The following is an 18199-nucleotide window of genomic DNA, read 5'->3' on the forward strand; positions in this document are numbered from 1 at the left end:
CCGCCGATGTCCCAGCGGCTCTGCCCCGACAGCGAGGGAGCCGACCACGAGGCATCCCGCACGACGCCCGCGCTGCCCGCCTGGATCGTGGCGCGTCCCCGGCTGACTGACCGGCTCGCCCGCGCGGTACGCGGCCGGCTGACGGTCGTCGTCGGACCGGTGGGTGCGGGCAAGACGGCCCTCGCCCTGGAGTGGGCGCACACCCGGCGCCCCCCGGGCCCGCTGGCCTGGGTGACCTGCGACGGCCGTGCCGAACAGCCCGCCGTGTTCTGGCCCCGGGTCACCTCGGCCCTGCGCGACGCGGGCGTCCTGGTGCCGGACGCCGTCGCCACCGGCGAGGGCCCGCTGCTCGTCGCCGCGCTCGCCGCCGAACTCAACCGGCGCACCGAACCGGTGGTGCTGCTCCTCGACGACTTCCAGCCCGCACCCAACTCACCGATCGCGGACGGCGTCAGCAGCCTGCTGCGGCACACCTCCGGCGTGCTGCGCCTGGTCGTCCTGGCCCGCCGTGACCCGCCGCTGCACCTGCGCCGCGACCGGCTCGCCAGCGACCTGACCGAACTGCGCACCGCCGACCTCGCCTTCGACGAACGGGAGACCGCCGCCCTGCTCGCGCAGCACGGCATCGACGTGCCCAAACAGACCGTGAGCGTGCTGTGCCGGCGCACCGACGGCTGGGCCGCGGGCATCCGGCTCGCCGCGATGTCCATGGAGAAGCTGGAGCGGCACGGCGAACCCGAGCGGTTCGTCGACCGGTTCGCCGGGGACGACGAGGCGGTCGCCAGCTACCTCGTCGAAGAGGTGCTCGACCTGCAACCGGCCGCGATGCGCCGCCTCCTGCTCACCACCAGCGTCCTGGACCGGGTCAACGCCGAACTGGCCGGCGCGCTCTGCGGCGACGACATCGGCGGGCACTTCGCCGACCTCGTCCGCGAGAACTCCTTCCTGCACCCGCTCGGCCACGGCTGGTACCGCTGCCACCAGATGTTCGCCGACGTGCTGCGGATGTGCCTGCGCCACGAGACACCGGGCCTGGTCGTCCCACTGCACCGCCGCGCCGCGGCCTGGCTCGGCGCCCACGGCCGGCTCGCCGAGGCCGTCGGGCATCTGCTCGCCGCCGACGATCGCGACCTGGCGGCGGAACTGATTGTGCGTCACCTCGCGATCGGCCAGGTTCTCGGCCTGTCCAGGTCCCCGCTGCCGGACGGCCTCACGCGCGGCGGCCCGCAGGAGGAGGGGAGCGGCGTCCGGCCGGAGCCGGTCCTGCTCGCCGCGGCGGTCGCCCGGGTCCGCGGCGACGACCAGGCGTGCGGCCGCCACCTCGCGCTCGCGCAGCGGCTCCTGGCCGAACCCCCGCACGACGGCCCGGAGGGCGACGGCGACGACCCCGACGGCCAGGGACAGGACGACCGGGACCGGGCCGACCGGCGGGCCCGCTGCCGGCTGGCGCACGCCGTGATCCGCATGGAACGGCTGCGCGCCGGCGCCCCCGAGCAGGCGTACGCCGCCGCCCTGGAGGTGGAGGAGATCGGGCCGCTGCTGCCGCACGCCGCGCTCGCCCAGCACCCCGAGATCCCCGCGCTCACCCTCGCGGTGCGCGGCGCCTACGAGATCAGGGCCGGCCACCTCAAGGCCGCGGAGACCTCCCTCACCGGCGCGCTGAAGGCGGCGGGCGCCGCGGGCAACGGAGCGCTGCGCCGGGACTGCCTCGTCGAACTCGCGCTCCTGGAGGCGGTACGCGGCCGGTTCCGGGCCGCCGACGAACTCGCCGCCCACGCCACCCAGCCGCCGCTGCCCAGCTGGTGCGCCGCCGAACGCTCACAGGCGGCCCTGCACTTGGTGCGCGCCTGGGTCGAGCTGGCCCGCGGCGAGCCCGGCCGGGCCCGGCACGAACTCGCCCGCGCCGACGCCGTGCTGCGGACCTCCCCGGACGTGTTCCTCGCCGAGCTGCGGGCCCTCGCCGGGGGCGTCGCCGCGGCGGTGGAGCGCGGCGGCCCCTTCGGCTGCGGCCCGAAGGCCTTGGACGGACTGGTCCGCGCCGCCCGGCTGCCGGTGACCGTGCTGCGCACCCTGACCCCGGCCTGCGCCTTCGTGCTCGACGCGGCGGCCCGGGGCGGCCGCGCCCCCGGCGCGGCCGTACCGGACCGTGCGGGCGGACGGCCCGCCCGCACGGAGCAGTTGAGCCCGCGCGAGCGCGATGTGCTGAACCGTCTCGCCCAGATGATGACCACCGAGGAGATCGCCGCGGAGCTGTATCTCTCGGTGAACACGGTCAAGACGCACCTCAAGAGCGTCTACCGCAAGCTCGCCGTGACGCGGCGCTCGGCCGCGGTGCGGCGGGCACGCGAACTCCAGATCCTGTGATCACGAGGGACCTGCCGCTGTCGGTCACGCTCCGCCCGGCCCCCTCTCCCGAGACCCCGGTACGGGCCCGACGAGGCCCAGCTCACGGCCGCACCGAACGGCCTCGGCCCGCGAACTCGCGCCCAGCTTCCGGTACACGGCGCGGACATGGGTCTTGACCGTGTTGTGTGACACGTACAGCAGGTCGGCGATCTGCCGCAGCGACACCTCCTCCTCCTGAAGCAGTGCGAGCACCGCCAACTGGCGTTCGGTCAGCGGCTGGACGGGCGTCGCCCCCGGCCGCTGGGAGTTCTCGCGCGGGACCGCGGCCAGCACGGCGGCCGCCTCGTCGACGAGGACCACGGCGCTGCGTGGATCGGCCACGGCGCCGGCGACTCTGACCAGCGTGCCCGCGACCCACACCAGGCAGGCCGTCAGGGTCGGGCCCGGCGCGGTGCCGGATCTCGACTGCCGGTCGTACAGGACTGCGGGCATGCCCCTCACCTCCCCATGTGGAGGGCACCACCTCCACGGTGAGGGGCGTCGCCGCGGTCACGGAAGAGGCTTGTCGGTCTGTTCGCCGGACGTGCCCGGGATCCGCGCCGCGAGGGACGGACGGTTCACGAACAGGCGTCCGGCAACCGGCGCACCTCCAGCAGTTCCAGACCGAGGGCCTGGATGCGGTCGAGGATCCCGTAGAGGGCGGCCTGGTCGAGTCCGGAACCCACCAGGACCGTCTCCGACGGGTGCAGCACGACGGTCAGTTCACCGAACGCCGAACGGAAGGCGTCACCGATCCTGCCGCGCACCCGGATCTCGAAGTCGCCCATGCCGACACCTCCCGTACGACGGCTCGGCCCTCGGCCATTGTCGCGGCGGCGCGGGCGGCGGCATCACCTCGTGCGGGTGACGGTGGCCGGCGCGCGGGGCGGGATGCTCCGGAGACCAGGAGGAGCGGTACTCCGCGACGAGAAGAGGAAGCGACATGGCCGGGCAGATCTCATCGGGCCCCACCCCGGGCTCCGGCACACCCCCGCAGGAGCCCCACGTCAGTGTGATGGCGCTCGGCGGAGTCGTCTTCGCCGCCTGCGTCCTGGGCATCCTCGGCGGGTTCCATCTGATCTCGGGGCTCTCCGAGGTCCTGAGCAGCAACTACTACCAGGCGCAGCACGACTACGCCTTCGACTTCGACACCAACGGCCGCGGCTGGGTCGAGATGATCACCGGCGCGGTGATGCTCGGCGCGGCCTTCGCCCTGTTCAAGGGCCGCACCTGGGCCCGCGTGGTCGGTATCGTCATCGCCGGTCTGAGCGCGCTGGAGCACTTCTTCTTCACCCCGTACCACCCGGTGTGGTCGGCGATCATCATCGTGCTCGACGTGCTGGTGATCTGGTCGCTGACGGCGTACGGACGCCGCGAGGCGCGCAAGGTCTACGAGGCCGGGTCCTAGGGCGTGTGTCGCCCCAGCCGCCCGACAGCCGTCAGCTCCGCCGGGTCAGGCCCAGTTCGGCGATCGTGCGCCAGTCGAGGGCCGGCCGTTCCCGGTAGCCGCCCGGCCGGTTCCTAGGCACCATCACGCGGAGCGCGCCCGCCCGGATCTCGCAGCGCACGGGCACGGGCAGCCGCACCGCCTCGCCGTCGAGGCCGACCGGCAGCTCCGGCCGGTCGGCGTCGACGGTCACCGTGGTCGCGCGCGCCCGGGTCAGCCCCGTCGCCCGGCCGCGCCGCAGCAGCCCCGCGGCCTGGGCGGCGCTGGTCACGCGGACGCCGACACAGCCGAGGACGCCGCCGTCGACGCGGGGGCGCCGGCCGAGCCCGGCGATGTCCCGCTCGCCGTACGGGTTGTTGCTGACCAGCAGCGCCTGCGGATCCTCGAAGGTGTGCCCGCCCGCGTGCGCGGTCAGCCGGGCGCCGCGGTGGCCCACGAGCAGATCGGGCAGCAGCTCCAGCGTCGTACGGGTCTTGCCGTCCCGGTAGGCGGGGCTCTGCACCACCTCCGCGTACGCGCCGAACGAGACGTTGTTGACGAACGGCCGCCCGGCAGCCCGGCCCAGATCCACCCGGAGTTCGACCCCGTCGCGCAGCGCGTCGAGGGCGGTGGCCGGGTCGTCGCGGTCCAGGCCGAGGTCGAGGGCGAAGTGGTTGCGGGTCCCCGCGGGAACGACGAGGAACGGCAGACCGAGGTCGGCGGCGACCTCGGCGACCAGGGCCTGGGTGCCGTCACCGCCGGCGACGCCGAGCAGATCGGCGCCGCGCGCCGCGCAGCCGCGGGCCAGGGCCGCGACGTCCGTCTCGCCGTCCGTGTCCAGCAGCACCACCTCGGCACCGAGTTCGCCCGCCCGCTCGCGCAGCCGGAACCGCTCCACCTTCCCGCCTCCGGAGCGGGGATTCATGATGAGCACGGGATGCCGGACCTGCGGCGCGGGCCGCTCCCGCGGCGCGGCCGGTGCCGCCCGCCCGGTCAGCGCCGCCCGCCCGGCGCCCGTGGCCGCCAGCCACAGCGCGCCCGACACCAGCACCACCCAGAGCAGACCGGCCCGCACGTACGCCACGAGCACCCAGACCGGCGCGGCGAGCGCGAGCAGCACGGCGAGGTACCGCAGCACCCCCCGGCGGCTGAGGACCCACCACACGGCCGCGAGCGTGAGCACCGCGCCCGCGAGCCCGACCACGAGCAGCGCGAAGGTGCGCAGCCCGGCGAACACGCCGAGCACCACGAGCGCCGCCGCGGCGGCGAGCAGACAGAGGCGGGCCAGCCGGCGCCGCCGCCGAAGTCCTCGGATCTCCGGTTCCATGGCGGACAGTCTGCGGCCCGGCGGCCCGCCGCTCCTCACCCCCGGCAGGCGACTCGGCGGCGGACCTCACACCGCCGGGGTGACGCACCGCGGCCCGGGCCGGTCCAGTGTCATGGTCACCGGCGGCCGCCGGACGGGGAGCCGCGAGGGGAGCACTGCCATGGACGCGACCGAGACGACGAGCACGCACGGACCGGCCACTCCCGCCGAGCGGGCGGCCCGGGGCAGGAGCGCCCGCTCCCGCGTCCCGCGCCCGGCGCACGGCGAGTTCGCGCCGCCCGCCGACCGCCCCGACCCGGTCGACGTCCTCGAACAGCAGTCGGCCGACCGGCTCCCCGAGCTGGTGCCGCTGCGCTACGGACGTATGACGCAGTCGCCGTTCCGCTTCTTCCGCGGCGCCGCCGCCCTCATGGCGGCCGACCTCGCGGCCACCCCCACCACAGGAATGCGGGCCCAACTGTGCGGTGACGCGCACCTGTTGAACTTCCGGCTGCTCGCCTCGCCGGAGCGGCGCCTGATGTTCGACATCAACGACTTCGACGAGACGCTGCCGGGCCCGTGGGAGTGGGACGTCAAACGGCTCGCGGCCAGCCTGGTCATCGCCGGGCGCGGCAACGGCTTCGGCGCGGCACAGCGCCGCCGCGTGGTGCGGGCCACCGTGGCCGCCTACCGCCGTGCGATGGCGGAGTTCGCCGCCCTGCGCACGCTCGACGTCTGGTACGCGCGGATCGACGCCGACGAGCTGTACGCGAGGCTCTCCGCCCGTATCGACCCGCGCGCCCGCCGCCGGATGTCCGCCGCGCTCACCAAGGCCCGTACCCGGGACCACCTCCAGGCGCTCGACAAGCTGGCCCGGGTGGTCGACGGCCAGCTGCGCATCGTCCCCGACCCGCCGCTGATCACCCCGCTCGACATGCTGCTGCCCGGCGTGGAGCGCAAGCACCTGGAGGACCAGCTGCGCGGACTCGTCGCCCGTTACGCCCGGTCGCTGCCCGCCGACCGGCGGGCTCTGCTGGCCCAGTACCGGGTCGTCGACATGGCGCGCAAGGTCGTCGGCGTGGGCAGTGTCGGCACCCGCTGCTGGGTGATCCTGCTGCTCGGCCGGGACGCCCGCGACCCGCTGCTGCTCCAGGCGAAGGAGGCGCAGACGTCGGTCCTCGCCCCGGGCGCCGGCGCGTCGGACCTCGTCAACCAGGGCGAGCGCGTCGTCGCGGGCCAGCGGCTCATGCAGGCCGCCGGGGACATGTTCCTCGGCTGGGAGCGGGCGGAGGGCTTCGACGGACGGCAACGCGACTTCTACATCCGGCAGTTGCGGGACTGGAAGGCGATCCCGCAGGCCGACCTGATGAGCCCGGACGTCATGCTCCTCTTCGGCCGCACCTGCGGCACCACGCTGGCCCGCGCCCACGCGCGCTCCGGTGACCGCATCGCGATCGCCGCCTACCTGGGCCGCTCCGACGCCTTCGACCGGGCCGTCGCCCGGTTCGCGGAGGCGTACGCGGACCAGAACGAGCGCGACTTCGCGGCGCTCACGGCCGCGGTGAAGGACGGCCGGGTACGGGCCGAGAAGGAGGAGCCCGACAAGCCGGTCCGGACCGGCAAACCGGCGAAATCCAAGGGCTCCAGGGCCCCGGGGCATTAGGGATCGGCCGGGCCCGTCCACCTCCGTACCCACTCCTCCTGGGCCAGCACCCGCCCGATCGCCACACCGGCCACCACCACGGTGAAGAACACGATCAGCCAGGACAGCAGGGTGAACACCGAGCCGAGCGGCCCGTACCGCTCCTCGCTCACCCGCAGCGCCCGCGGCAGCCACAGCCCGGAGGCGACGCAGAAGGCGACCACCCCGCCGCCGGCCAGCACCGCGCCCGGCAGCAGCGGCAGCCACGGCACCCGCCCCGCGAGGAGCAGGTGCTGCGTCCACCACCACATCAGAACCGACTCCACCACCTGGAGCGCCACCCCGAGCACGGTCCCGGCGCCGAACGCCCGGTGCAGCGACCCCTGGAGCACCAGCACCGCGATCCACACCGCGAGCCACAGCGCCCAGCGCCACGCCACGTACCGCACGCCGGACCGGGGGAGCTCCCAGGCACGCTCGCACATCCGTTGCAGGGCCCGGGTGAAGGAGGTGGCCGACAGCAGGGCCACCAGCAGGCCCGCGGCGCCCCAGTTGTCGAACGAGCCGTCGAAGCCGCGGGTCAGCCCGTCGGTGTCCGCCACCACGGGCCCGCTCGAGCCGATCAGCGTGTGCAGCGACCGCCGTATCTCGTGCCGCACGGGCGGCGGGCAGAGCGAGGCGACGGCGATCAGCATCGGCAGCGCGGCGAGGAACGCCTGGGCGGCGAGCCGTGTCGACATGTCGAGAACGGTGACGCGGACGAGCTGCCGCCCGACGCGGGCCGCGAGCGGCCGGGCGGCTTCGGCGATCGCCATGACGGTGGCCTCTCCTGGCAGGGCACGCTCCTGCCGGACACCGTGCGCCGGGCGGCGCCGCTCCGCGCCACCCGGCACGGGCGACACGGGCGGGCCGGTCAGGCCGCGTCGCGCGCCACCTTGCGGGCCCAGAGCACCAGCGGGATCTGGAGCGGTACCCGGGCCCGCGCCGCGTTCCTGAGCGGGGCGGGCCGCTCGTTCCAGTCGGCGGCCATCTTGATGTTCGCGGGCACGACGGCGACGAAGAACGCGGCCGCGGCGGTGGCGGCGCGGGCCCGGGTCCCGGGCAGTGCGACGCCCGCCGCCAGCGCCAGTTCCACGGCGCCGCTGGCCCGGGTCCAGGTGCGCGGCGAGCCGGGCAGCGCGCGCGGCACGATCGCGTCGAAAGGCCTGGGCAGCAGGAAATGGGCGGCCCCCGCTCCGGCGAGCAGGCCGGCGAGGAGCTGGTGGGACGGTGGGCGGCGCAAGGGAGCCTCCTGGGACGTCAGCGACAGACAGACGATCTTACTTACTGGTAAGTAATCAAGTCGAGTACCGCGTCCGCGGTTTGGACGGAAGCGCTTCGTTTTCCGGACGGTTGCGGGGGGTCGCTCCGGCCCGCCGTTCGTTTTGCGGGCTGCGTGGGGGAGTGCCGCTCGGGATGATAGGGGAGGGGGAGCTGCAGGGCCCCTCGGGTTCTTCGATACCGGTTGTCGCGTCCGTGCCCGCGGAGGCGCTGGAGGGGTAGTCGTGATGGTGACGGACATGGAACTGGCGGCGCTGGCCGTGCGTCTGACGGACGAGGCCAGCTCCGAGCCGCTCGACGTGGGCAGAGTGCTGACCACGCTCGTCGAGGGCGTCCGCCGGCTCGTCGGCACCCACGGGGCAGGGGTGCACTACGCACCGCCCGACGGCGCGGCTGTGCGCACGGAGGGCACCAGCACGGAGCTGCGCGCGCTGACGGCCGACGCCGCCGCCTGGGGAGAAGGCCCCGGCTACGAGGCGCGCACCGCCGGCCGTCCGCTCATCGACCTCGACGTGACCGGGCGCCCGGCCAGCGTGCGCTGGCCCCGCTGGGTGCCACGGGCCCGCGCCCTCGGGCTCGCCCGCGTCACGGCGCTGCCCCTGTCCGGCGGCGGCGCCACGGTCGGCGCGCTCATCCTGCACGGCCGCCCGGGCCCGTCCCTGGACGAGCCGGCGCTGCTGCGGGCGCACGCCGTCACCGGAGTGGCCGCGGACATGCTGTCCCTGGTGGGCGAAGTGCAGCGCAACCGCGCCCTGGTGGCGCAGCTGGAGCACGCGCTCACCAGCCGGATCGTCATCGAGCAGGCCAAGGGGATGCTGTCCGTCCGGCGGGACGTCAGCGTCGACGAGGCCTTCACCCTTCTGCGTGGCTACGCCCGTTCGCACCGCAGGAAGATCGTGGAGGTCGCCGCCGACATCACCGAGGGGCGCGCGGACCTCCACGCGCTGTGAGCCGGAATGCCTGCGCCCCTCCGGCCGGTTGATTACCGTGTGGGGCCAGATGTCCGTACGACGGCATGCGTGAGCGGAGCGCACCCGGATCGGGGTCGAGCTGGTGAGCGGCAAGCCTGTGCAGCCGGCCGAGGCGCGGACGCCCTCGGGGGACGAGGCGCGGAGCCTGATGCAGGCGGCCTACGGGCGCAGATTCAGCGCGCAGGACGTGCCCCGGGGCGGGGCGTACGTCATCCGGCACTTCGACACCCCGCACTTCGCGTACCGCGAGATGGTGCTGCCCGCCCCGCTCGCCTTCACCAAGGAACCCCGGGACGACCTGGTCGTCGTACGCGTCGTGGGCGGCCGGGCCCGGCGCACCCTCGGACGGCAGCAGGGCACCTTCGCGGCGGGCGACATCTTCCTCGGCCATGTGCCGGACCGGCCCTGCCACGGATTCACGGTGGACCTGTACGCGTCCGCCATCACCCTGCCCGGCGCGCTCCTCACGCGGGCCGCGGCCCTCGCCGACCCCCGAGGCGGCCGCCCGCTGCGGTTCACCGGCCTCACCCCGGTCGACCGCCGGCACGCCGCGCACTGGGACCGCGTCCGCGCCTACGCGCGCAGCGTCTGCGACCTCGGGACCGAGGCGATCCCGCTGATCGTCAGCCCCCTGGCCGATCTGCTGGCGGGCGCGGTCCTCCAGGTCTTCCCCAACACGGCGGCGGGCCATGAACCGTCCCTGTCCGACACACGGGACGCCACCCACTCGACGGCCGTCCGCGCCACGGCCTACATCGACGAGCACGCGCACACCGACATAGGCCTCGCGGACATCGCCGACGCCGTCCAGGTCACGCCCCGCGCCCTCCAGTACGCCTTCCGCCGCCACCTGGGCACCACGCCCATGGCCTACCTGCGACGCGTACGGCTCGCACACGCCCACAGCGCGCTCAAGGCCGCCGACCCGTTCGCCGGTGCCACCGTCACCCGGATCGCCGCCCAGTGGGGCTTCCTGCACACGAGCCGCTTCTCCGCCGCCTACCGCGCCGCGTACGGCCAGTCACCCCGGGACACACTGCACGGCTGACCGCAGGCCCTAGGGGACGGGCCGCAGATACACGGCGTCGAGCGCGAGATGAGCCCCGCCGTGCGCCGCCGCCGCGAACCCCAGTGCCGACAGGCGCACTTCGCAGCTGCCCGCCAGGGGCGCCATCACGCGCGTACGCAGCATGTCGCGCACCCGGTCCAGGAGAAGATCGCCGATGTACGTGAAGTAGCCGCCCAGGACGACCAGTCGGGGGTTGAGGACGTCGGCGAGCAGCGCCAGGCCGAGGCCCAGGTCGTGCGCCACCCGGTCCAGGGCCGCCACGGTGCTCGGATCGCCCGCCTCGGCGCGGCGGCGCAGGTCCGCCAGGCGCTGTTCGAGGGCGATGTCGGGATCGTGCAGCGGATCGCTGCCGCGTGCCGCGAGCCGCAGGATGGCGTCGAGGCCCACCATGGTCTCCCAGCAGCCGTGCCGCCCGCAGACGCACGGATTGCGGGCCGGATCGAGCGGCATGTGGCCGACCTCGCCCGCGAATCCGTCGGCGCCGCGCAACAGCCGCCCGTCGTTGACGATGCCGGCCCCGATGCCGCGCTCCCCGGTGAGCGAGAGCATGTCGCGGACGCCCGAGCCGCGGACCTGCGCGTACTCGGCCAGCGCGGCCAGCTTGGCGTCGTTCTCCAGGGCGATCGGCGGCAGCGTCGGCACCCCGGCCCGCCGCAGGCGCGAGCGCAGCGCGTCCGCCACGGCCACGTCCCGCCAGCCGATGCCCGGGGCGAAGCTCACGGTGGCCGACGCACTGTCGACGACCCCCGGCACCGCGAGCGTCAGACCGACCGGACGCCTCCCCGCGCGCTCCAGGGCCGCGAGACAGTCAGCGATATGACGTGCCGTCAGATCCAGTACGGCATCGGGCCCTTCGGCCTTGACCGCGAGCGGCACCCGGTGCGCGTAGACCTGGCTGCCGTCGAGCGCCAGGGCGAGCACATGGACGTAGCTCGTGCTGATCTCCACGCCGAGACCGCAGAGGCCGCCACCGTCCAGGCGCACCAGCGTGCCCGGCCGGCCCACGGCACCCTCCCGCCGCGCGGGCCCCTCGCTGACCAGGCCGAGGCCGACGAGTTCCGCGACGAGACTCGTCACCGTCGGCTTCGGCAGGCCGGTGTCGGCGGCTATCCGGGCGCGGGAGCGCGGGCCGCCGTCGCGCAGCAGGCCCAGCACGGCGCCGAGGTTCGTGCGCCGGATCGAGGCCCGGTCCCGGGTGCCGGAGGCGTCCGCGGGCGCGGCCTGCGACGGCGCCGCCGTACCGAGATCGGTCACTTCGTGCTCACCCATGTCCCTTCGTCGGCCGCGTCCGCCGCGAGAGCCGTCGGTCCCATGATGACAAGTCGCCCGTCGGGCCGTCCGGTTGAGGGGATCCCCAAGCGGTCCCGCGGATCGCTTGACAGCCCCTGCATTAGTTCGGATTCTAGTCGAACTAAATCACGCCACGTGGTGAACGCGCTGCCAACCCCCCACGGTCAGAGGAGCAGTTGTGTCCGTTCGTCCCAGAACCAAGGCCGTGTGCGCGCTGGTTGCCGCGAGCGCGATCCTGCTCGGCACAGTCACCGCCGGACCGGCGTCCGCCGCCGACCCCGCCTACACCGTCTCCGTCGGGGCCAAGGGCGGGTGGAGCCACCCGGACGACAGCCCCGCCGCCCCGTACATCGACAAGGACGGCACGTTCCACTACCAGTCCGCCCACGCCCTGTACGGCGCCGACGACCCCCGCGAATGGACCTTCTACCAGGGCGCGGACTTCGACTCGGCGACCCGCGACGCCGCCTTGAGCGACGCCGTGAACCCGGCGAACCCGGCCGACCGCAACGACGACACCACCTGGCGCTGCGACAACAGCCCCACCGGCCGCGAGGCCACCTTCGCCCCGGACACGTCGAGCTACGCGCGGAAGAACTACTGCGACCTGATGGGCGTGTGGGTCGACCCCGACTCGGGCGACTGGTACGGCCTGGTCCACAACGAGTTCACCCCGAGCCCGTTCGACGACGGGCTGCACTACGACGCGATCGACTACGCCGTCTCGACCGACCGGGGCAGGACGTGGGACATCAAGAGCCACGTCCTCACCTCGCCCTACAGCACCGACAGAGGCGACGACACCGCGTTCCCGCACGAGACCTACTCCTACGGCGACGGCGACCCCCGGCTGTTCGTGGACACCGCCTCCGGCTACTTCTACGTCTACTACAACTCCCGTGTGATCCCGAAGGGCGGCGTCCCCGGCGGCTGGACCGACGGCAGCCTGGCCCACGTGGCCCGCGCCCCGATGTCCGCGAAGATGGCGCCCGGCTCCTGGCGGAAGTGGTACGACGGCGCGTGGTCGCAGCCCGGACTCGGCGGCCTGGAGAGCACCATGGAGCCCGTCGACGCCGACCACCCCACCGGGTACACGGCCGTCGGGCACGACTACGACCCGGACAACGCGGGGACCGTGGCCGAGCAGCAGGCGGCCGGTGAACTGCCTGCCAAGTCGGACCTGTTGACGATGAACATCGCCTACGACGCCCATCTCGGCCTGTACATCGGCCAGCCCGAGGCCGTCGTGCAGGACTCCACCGAACCGCAGCGCTTCTACGCCACGGACGACCTTGCCACCCAGAAGTGGCGGCTGCTCGGCGACACCGGCGACTACCGGACCGGTTCCTGGTACCGCTGGATGCTCGACTCCGTGAACAGGACCGGCTCGACCGTCGTCGGGAAGACGTTCCGCAGCTACTGCTCCTTCCAGTGCTCGAACGGCGCCGACGGCGAGTACTACGAGACCGTCATCGACACCGACACCCCGGCCGCCCCCGTCACCTCGGGCCGGACCTACACCGTCGCGAGCGGCGACGGCCGCTTCCTCGCCCAGGTCTCCGGCAGCACCCGGACCACCTCCGCCGACGGCACGGGGAGTCCGGCGCTGAGCCGGTGGGTCTTCACCACCAACGGCGACGGGTCGTACCGCGTCGCCAACGCGGCCACCGGACAACTCCTCGGCGTCGACGCCACCGGCGACGCCGGACGCGCCTGGGGCGCCCGGCCCACCGTGACCGACGCGCCGGCCGGCGGCCCCACCGTCGGACAGCAGTGGTTCGTCATCCCCTCCACCCACGCGGACGGAACACCGGCCGGAACCCACCGCCTGGTCAACCGCTACAGCGGACTCGTCGTCGGACTCTCCGGCGACCCGGACAGGACCGCCGAGACCACCCCCGTACGGGCCTGGAAGGACACCACCGGCGGGGCCGTCGGCGACGGCCGCACCGCCGCCGAACAGACCCTCACCCTCACCGCCGCGCCCTCGGCGCACCGCCACTGACCCCGCCCAGCGGCACCCGCGGGCGCGTCCCCACCCGGACGCGCCCGCCTCCGAACCGGACGCGCGCCGGACACCCCGCGCGCGCCGAGTACCACCCCCGCCCCTGCCCCCACCGAAGGAACCCCGTGCGCAGACTCGTCACAAGACCCGGCCTCGTCGCGCTGGCCGCCACCGCGGTCGTCGCCGCGACCGCGACCGCCGCCGTCCCGGCCACCGCCGGTCCCGCCGCGACGGCCGGGAAGCGGCCCACGCAGACCCGCGTCCAACTGATCACCGGTGACGTCGTCCAGGTGACGGACGGCAAGGTCACCGGCTTCACCCCGGCCGCGGGCCGCGCGAACATACCCGTGCACATCGAGAGCGACGGCGAGCGGTCCCTCGTCGTCCCCCTCGACGCCCAGCGGCTGATCTCCGACGGCACCCTCGACCAGCGGCTCTTCGACATCGACCAGCTGAACACCGCCGCCGCCCGGAAGCTGTACAAGAACGGGCTCAAGGTCATCGTCGGCTACCGGGGCGGCGCGGCCGCCGCCCGCGCCGACATCCAGGACACCGGCGCCACGGTCCACCACGGCCTCAAGGCCCTCAACGCCCAGGCCCTCACCGCCTCGGCCGCCGACCTGCCCGCCCTGTGGAAGTCCCTCACGCGGTCGGACAACGATGTCACGCGGACCACCGCGGCCCAGGGCGTCGACCACGTCTGGCTCGACGCCCCCGTCAAGGCCCAGCTCGACGTCAGCGTCCCGCAGATCGGCGCGCCCGCGGCCTGGCAGGCTGGCTACGACGGCAAGGGCGTGAAGGTCGCCGTCGTCGACACCGGCGTCTACGCCGACCACCCCGACCTGACCGGCAAGGTCGTCGCCGCCAAGAACTTCTCCACCTCGCCCGACGACGTCGACCACCAGGGCCACGGCACGCACGTCGCCTCCACGATCGCCGGGTCCGGCGCGAAGTCGGGCGGCAAGTACAAGGGCGTGGCGCCCGGCGCGAGCATCATCGCCGCGAAGGTCCTCGACGACACCGGCAGCGGCGCCGACTCCGACATCATCGCCGGCATCGACTGGTCCGTCGCGCAGGGCGCCGACATCGTCAACATGAGCCTGGGCGGCACCGACACCCCCGACACCGACCCGCTCGAAGCGACCGTCGACCACTACAGCGAGAGCGACGGCGTCCTCTTCGCCGTCGCCGCGGGCAACGAGGGCCCCGGCGCGGGCACCATCGACACCCCCGGCTCCGCGGACAGCGCGCTCACCGTCGGCGCCGTCGACAGCGGCGACAAGACGGCCGACTTCTCCAGCCGGGGCCCGCGCGTCGGGGACGGCGCGATCAAGCCGGACGTGACGGCGCCGGGCGTCGACATCACCGCCGCCTCCTCGCCGGGCAGCGCCATCGCCCAGGAGGTCGGCGAGAACCCCGAGGGCTACGTCACCATCTCCGGCACGTCCATGGCGACGCCCCATGTCGCGGGCTCCGCCGCCCTGTTGAAGCAGCAGCACCCGGACTGGAAGGCCGCGCAGCTCAAGGGCGTGCTCACCGCCTCCGCCAAGGACACCGGGTTCGGCGCGTTCGAGCAGGGCGCCGGCCGAATCCAGGTCGACCACGCCATCACGACCGGCGTGTACGCCGAGCAGACCTCGCTGAACTTCGGCACGGCCGCCTGGCCGCACGACGACGACCAGCCGATCACCCGCACCCTGACCTACCGCAACACCGGCACCTCCGACGTCACCCTCGACCTCACCGCGAGCGGCACATCGGCGGACGGAAAGACCGCCCCCGAGGGCATGTTCACGCTCAGCCCGGCGAAGGTCACCGTGCCGGCCGGGAAGACGGCCGACGTCACCATCGGCGCCGACACCAGGACCGAGGCGCCCGACGGCCGGTACACCGGAGCCGTCGTCGCGGCCGCCGACGGCCAGAGCGTGCGCACCGCCTTCGCCGTCGAGCGGGAAGTCGCCTCGTACGCGGTCGACCTGCGCCACATCGGCAGGGACGGCAAGGCCGCCGCGCACTTCCAGACCTACGTCAAGGCGCTGACCGGCGACGCCGCGGGCACCGAGTACGCCGTCGACGAGAACAGCGACTCCACGACCGTACGGCTGCCCGTCGGCGAGTACAGCGTGCAGGGCGTGATCCTCAAGGACCGCGCCGACTCCGCACAGGGCACCGACTGGATCGCCCAGCCCAGGCTGACCGTCGACAAGGACCAGCAGGTCACCCTCGACGCCCGTACGGCGAAGCCGGTCGACATCACCGTGCCGGACGCCAGGGCGAAGGCCCAGCAGGCGTACATGTACTACGCGCTCAAGGAGGGCTCCGCGGACTACCAGTTCGGCTGGCAGCTGCCCTCGTACGCGAACCTGCGCACCGCCCACCTCGGCCCCGAGATCACCGACGGCTCCCTGCGGCAGCTCTGGGACGCCGACTTCGCCGTCGGCGACGCGAAGCAGTACTCGCTCGTCCACGGCGGGCCCGTCCAGCGCCTCGCCACCGGCTACACGCGCCACGAGAAGAAGCGGGACCTCGCCGAGGTGAAGGCCTCCCTCGGCACCCCCGTGCCGGGCAAGGACTCGTGGCTGAGCCCCATCGGCACCGTGCGGGGCTCGCTCATGGGCTACTCGTCGGGCCGGGTCGCCCCCGCGCCGAGCAGCCGGACGCTCTACCTCTCGACCGCCGACGCGGCCCAGTGGAGCCTCGGCATGGAACAGCTCGCCGCGCCGCTGCCCAACGGCTGGCAGCCGACGGACTCCCACTACGGCGTCTCCTTCGCCTCCTACCGGGCGGGCCGCACCTACAAGGAGGTCTTCAACACGGGTGTGTTCGGGCCGCTGATGGACGAGAACGACGGCATCGTGCGCGACGGCAACACGCTCTACGCGTTCCTGCGGATGTTCGACGACGGGCAGGGGCACGACGGGTTCACGACCGTGAAGTCAGCGCACACCACGCTCGTGCGCGACGGCGAGACGCTGGTCGACAACGACAAGAGCATCGAGTACGCGTCGTTCGGCGTGCCCGCCGAGGACGGGAACTACACGCTGAGCACCACGGCGACCCGCACCGAGGACGTCGCGCGGGTCGGCACCCGGATCGACGCGAGCTGGAGCTTCCGCTCGGCAGCGGGTGACAAGGCGATCCCCGCCTCCGTCGTCCGCTTCCACCCCGACCTGGACCTGGAGTCCCGGGCGCGGGCCGGCAAGAAGGTGACGATGCCGGTGGAGGTGCAGGGTGCCGCCGCCGGGGACGACCTCAAATCCCTGACGGTGCACGCCTCGTACGACGACGGCACCACCTGGCGGAAGCTGACCGTGAAGCACGGCAGCACGACCCTGACGGCCCCCGCGAAGGGCAAGGGGGTCGCGCTGCGCGCCGAGGTCGAGGACCGGCAGGGGAACACGTCCACCGTGACGGTGTACAACGCGTTCCTCGGACGCTGATCCCGTCAGCTGTTCGGGCCGGGGCCACGGTCCCGGCCCGAGATGACGGGGGTGAGACTGCGCAGGGCGAGGCCGGCGGCGATGAGGGTGAATGCGCCGACGACGAGTCCGAGCAGCGCGAGCGGGCTCAGCCCTGTCATGGCGAGCGCGCCGGTGCCGGCGCCACCGATCATGCCTGCACCGACCGGATTTCCGTACATGGTGGTCAACTCCTCAGAGGGAAAGGGGGGGAGGGGGGAGGGGGCCGCTCACGTGGCGACCCAGCGGGCCTCGCGGCGCAGCGCCAGATCGAACAGCGAGCGGACGAACACGGTCTGCCGGAAGAGGTCGTAGAGCAGTTCCGGGACGAGGGGCAGCGCCAGGAGCGTGGCCCGCGGGCCCAGCCGGCGCACGGTCAGGGTGCGTTCCACGACGAAGATCAGCATGATCGCGGACCAGAAGGGCGAGAAGCCGCCCCAGCCGACCAGCGTGAGGTTCAAGGCCGCGAACAGCAGGAACAGGGCGAGCGCCAGGGCGCCGACGCCGAGCATGAACTGCTGGAAGAAGTACTTCCTCGTGACCGGCGTCCAGCCGTAGTCGCGCAGATTCTCCAGGGCGCCGCGCTGCCAGCGCAGCCGCTGGTGCCACAGCTTGCCCAGCGACGGCATCACCTCCGTGACCAGCCAGCAGCCGTCGGGGGACACCGTGCGGTGGCCGAGCGTCTTGACCGCCTTGGTGATCTCGTCGTCCTCGGTGAGCGACGCCAGCGAGTAGTAGCTGTCCCCGCCGCCGATGACGCCGTCGAGTCGGGCCTCGCGCACCTGGCGCAGCACGGACGCGCGGAACAGGCTGCCGGTGCCGGTCAGCACCACGGCCTCGTTGTCCTTTCGGCGGATCTCCAGCGCGTAGCGCTGGTACTCCATGCGCTGCAACTGACCCAGCAGACCGCCGCCCGGCTCCCCGTAGAAGACACCGCCGACCGCGCCGACCGTCTCGTCCGCCATGGCGTCGACCGCGCACTCCACGAACCCGGGGTTCAGGACGGTGTCCGCGTCCTGCACCAGCACCAGCGCCTCGTCGTCGAGATCCGCGAGCAGGGGGACGAGGGCCTGGTTGAGGGCGCCGGCCTTCTTGTCCGCGTTGGCGGTGGGGACGAAGACCTCCGCGCCGCAGTGGCCGGCGATCCGCGCGGTGTGGTCCGTGCAGTTGTCGGCGACCACGACGATCCGGTCCGGGCGCACCGTCTGCCGGTACAGACCGGCGAGGGTGGCGACGATACGGTCCTGTTCGTTGTGTGCGGGGATGAGTGCGACGAGGGTCATCGAGGAGCTGTCCCTTGCTCTGCCGGGGTCCGTCACCGACGGAT

Annotated in this window: 15 protein-coding genes; 7 read left to right on the top strand and 8 right to left on the bottom strand. The window is 73.7% G+C overall.

Features of this window, described 5'->3' with window-relative positions; all coding sequences use genetic code 11:
• The first annotated feature begins 6 nt into the window (after window positions 1–6).
• Window positions 7–2364: a LuxR C-terminal-related transcriptional regulator gene (locus ABII15_RS34370; RefSeq protein ID WP_353946183.1), complete on the top strand. Its 2358-nt coding sequence runs from the start codon at window positions 7–9 to the stop codon at window positions 2362–2364.
• Window positions 2365–2388: 24 nt separating this feature from the next.
• On the opposite strand, the gene ABII15_RS34375 is transcribed toward ABII15_RS34370, so the two are convergent.
• Both ABII15_RS34375 and ABII15_RS34380 read right to left on the bottom strand, forming a co-directional pair.
• Window positions 2389–2838 (bottom strand): LuxR C-terminal-related transcriptional regulator, encoded by a 450-nt coding sequence (locus ABII15_RS34375; protein ID WP_353946184.1) that lies wholly within the window; start codon window positions 2836–2838, stop codon window positions 2389–2391.
• A gap of 125 nt (window positions 2839–2963) precedes the next feature.
• Window positions 2964–3173 (bottom strand): hypothetical protein, encoded by a 210-nt coding sequence (locus ABII15_RS34380; RefSeq protein WP_353946185.1) that lies wholly within the window; start codon window positions 3171–3173, stop codon window positions 2964–2966.
• 155 nt (window positions 3174–3328) lie between these two features.
• On the opposite strand from ABII15_RS34380, the gene ABII15_RS34385 reads away from it, so the two are divergent.
• A complete protein-coding gene (locus ABII15_RS34385; protein ID WP_353946186.1) occupies window positions 3329–3793 on the top strand; it encodes a hypothetical protein in 465 nt (154 codons plus the stop codon).
• A gap of 31 nt (window positions 3794–3824) precedes the next feature.
• Here the strand turns inward: ABII15_RS34385 and ABII15_RS34390 are convergent, their stop codons facing one another.
• Window positions 3825–5138: a diacylglycerol kinase family protein gene (locus ABII15_RS34390; protein WP_353946187.1), complete on the bottom strand. Its 1314-nt coding sequence runs from the start codon at window positions 5136–5138 to the stop codon at window positions 3825–3827.
• A gap of 160 nt (window positions 5139–5298) precedes the next feature.
• Between ABII15_RS34390 and ABII15_RS34395 the strand changes: the two genes are divergently transcribed.
• Complete coding sequence (locus tag ABII15_RS34395) at window positions 5299–6780, top strand: DUF2252 domain-containing protein (protein ID WP_353946188.1); 1482 nt, start codon at window positions 5299–5301, stop codon at window positions 6778–6780.
• Here the strand turns inward: ABII15_RS34395 and ABII15_RS34400 are convergent.
• Window positions 6777–7574 (bottom strand): YhjD/YihY/BrkB family envelope integrity protein, encoded by a 798-nt coding sequence (locus ABII15_RS34400; protein WP_353946189.1) that lies wholly within the window; start codon window positions 7572–7574, stop codon window positions 6777–6779. The two genes, ABII15_RS34395 and ABII15_RS34400, sit on opposite strands and share 4 nt — an antisense overlap.
• A 98-nt stretch (window positions 7575–7672) precedes the next feature.
• Window positions 7673–8041, bottom strand: coding sequence for a hypothetical protein (locus tag ABII15_RS34405; protein ID WP_353946190.1), 369 nt, complete (start codon window positions 8039–8041; stop codon window positions 7673–7675).
• A gap of 265 nt (window positions 8042–8306) precedes the next feature.
• On the opposite strand from ABII15_RS34405, the gene ABII15_RS34410 reads away from it, so the two are divergent.
• Window positions 8307–9029, top strand: coding sequence for a GAF and ANTAR domain-containing protein (locus tag ABII15_RS34410; RefSeq protein ID WP_353946191.1), 723 nt, complete (start codon window positions 8307–8309; stop codon window positions 9027–9029).
• Window positions 9030–9132: 103 nt separating this feature from the next.
• Window positions 9133–10098 (top strand): helix-turn-helix transcriptional regulator, encoded by a 966-nt coding sequence (locus tag ABII15_RS34415; protein WP_353946192.1) that lies wholly within the window; start codon window positions 9133–9135, stop codon window positions 10096–10098.
• A gap of 9 nt (window positions 10099–10107) precedes the next feature.
• Here the strand turns inward: ABII15_RS34415 and ABII15_RS34420 are convergent, their stop codons facing one another.
• Window positions 10108–11388 (bottom strand): ROK family transcriptional regulator, encoded by a 1281-nt coding sequence (locus ABII15_RS34420; protein WP_353946193.1) that lies wholly within the window; start codon window positions 11386–11388, stop codon window positions 10108–10110.
• 199 nt (window positions 11389–11587) lie between these two features.
• On the opposite strand from ABII15_RS34420, the gene ABII15_RS34425 reads away from it, so the two are divergent.
• Together ABII15_RS34425 and ABII15_RS34430 are read left to right on the top strand one after the other, a co-directional pair.
• A complete protein-coding gene (locus tag ABII15_RS34425) occupies window positions 11588–13414 on the top strand; it encodes an RICIN domain-containing protein (RefSeq protein WP_353946194.1) in 1827 nt (608 codons plus the stop codon).
• 125 nt (window positions 13415–13539) lie between these two features.
• Entirely contained in the window at window positions 13540–16854 is a 3315-nt protein-coding gene (locus ABII15_RS34430; RefSeq protein ID WP_353946195.1) for a S8 family serine peptidase, read from the top strand.
• 5 nt (window positions 16855–16859) lie between these two features.
• On the opposite strand, the gene ABII15_RS34435 is transcribed toward ABII15_RS34430, so the two are convergent.
• A complete protein-coding gene (locus ABII15_RS34435) occupies window positions 16860–17054 on the bottom strand; it encodes a hypothetical protein (protein WP_353946196.1) in 195 nt (64 codons plus the stop codon).
• A gap of 48 nt (window positions 17055–17102) precedes the next feature.
• The gene (locus tag ABII15_RS34440; RefSeq protein WP_353946197.1) at window positions 17103–18155 is read right to left on the bottom strand and encodes a glycosyltransferase family 2 protein; all 1053 of its coding nucleotides are present in this window, start codon (window positions 18153–18155) and stop codon (window positions 17103–17105) included.
• Window positions 18156–18199: the final 44 nt, after the last annotated feature.

The sequence above is a fragment of the Streptomyces sp. HUAS MG91 genome, from assembly GCF_040529335.1.
GTDB classification, from domain to species: domain Bacteria; phylum Actinomycetota; class Actinomycetes; order Streptomycetales; family Streptomycetaceae; genus Streptomyces; species Streptomyces tabacisoli.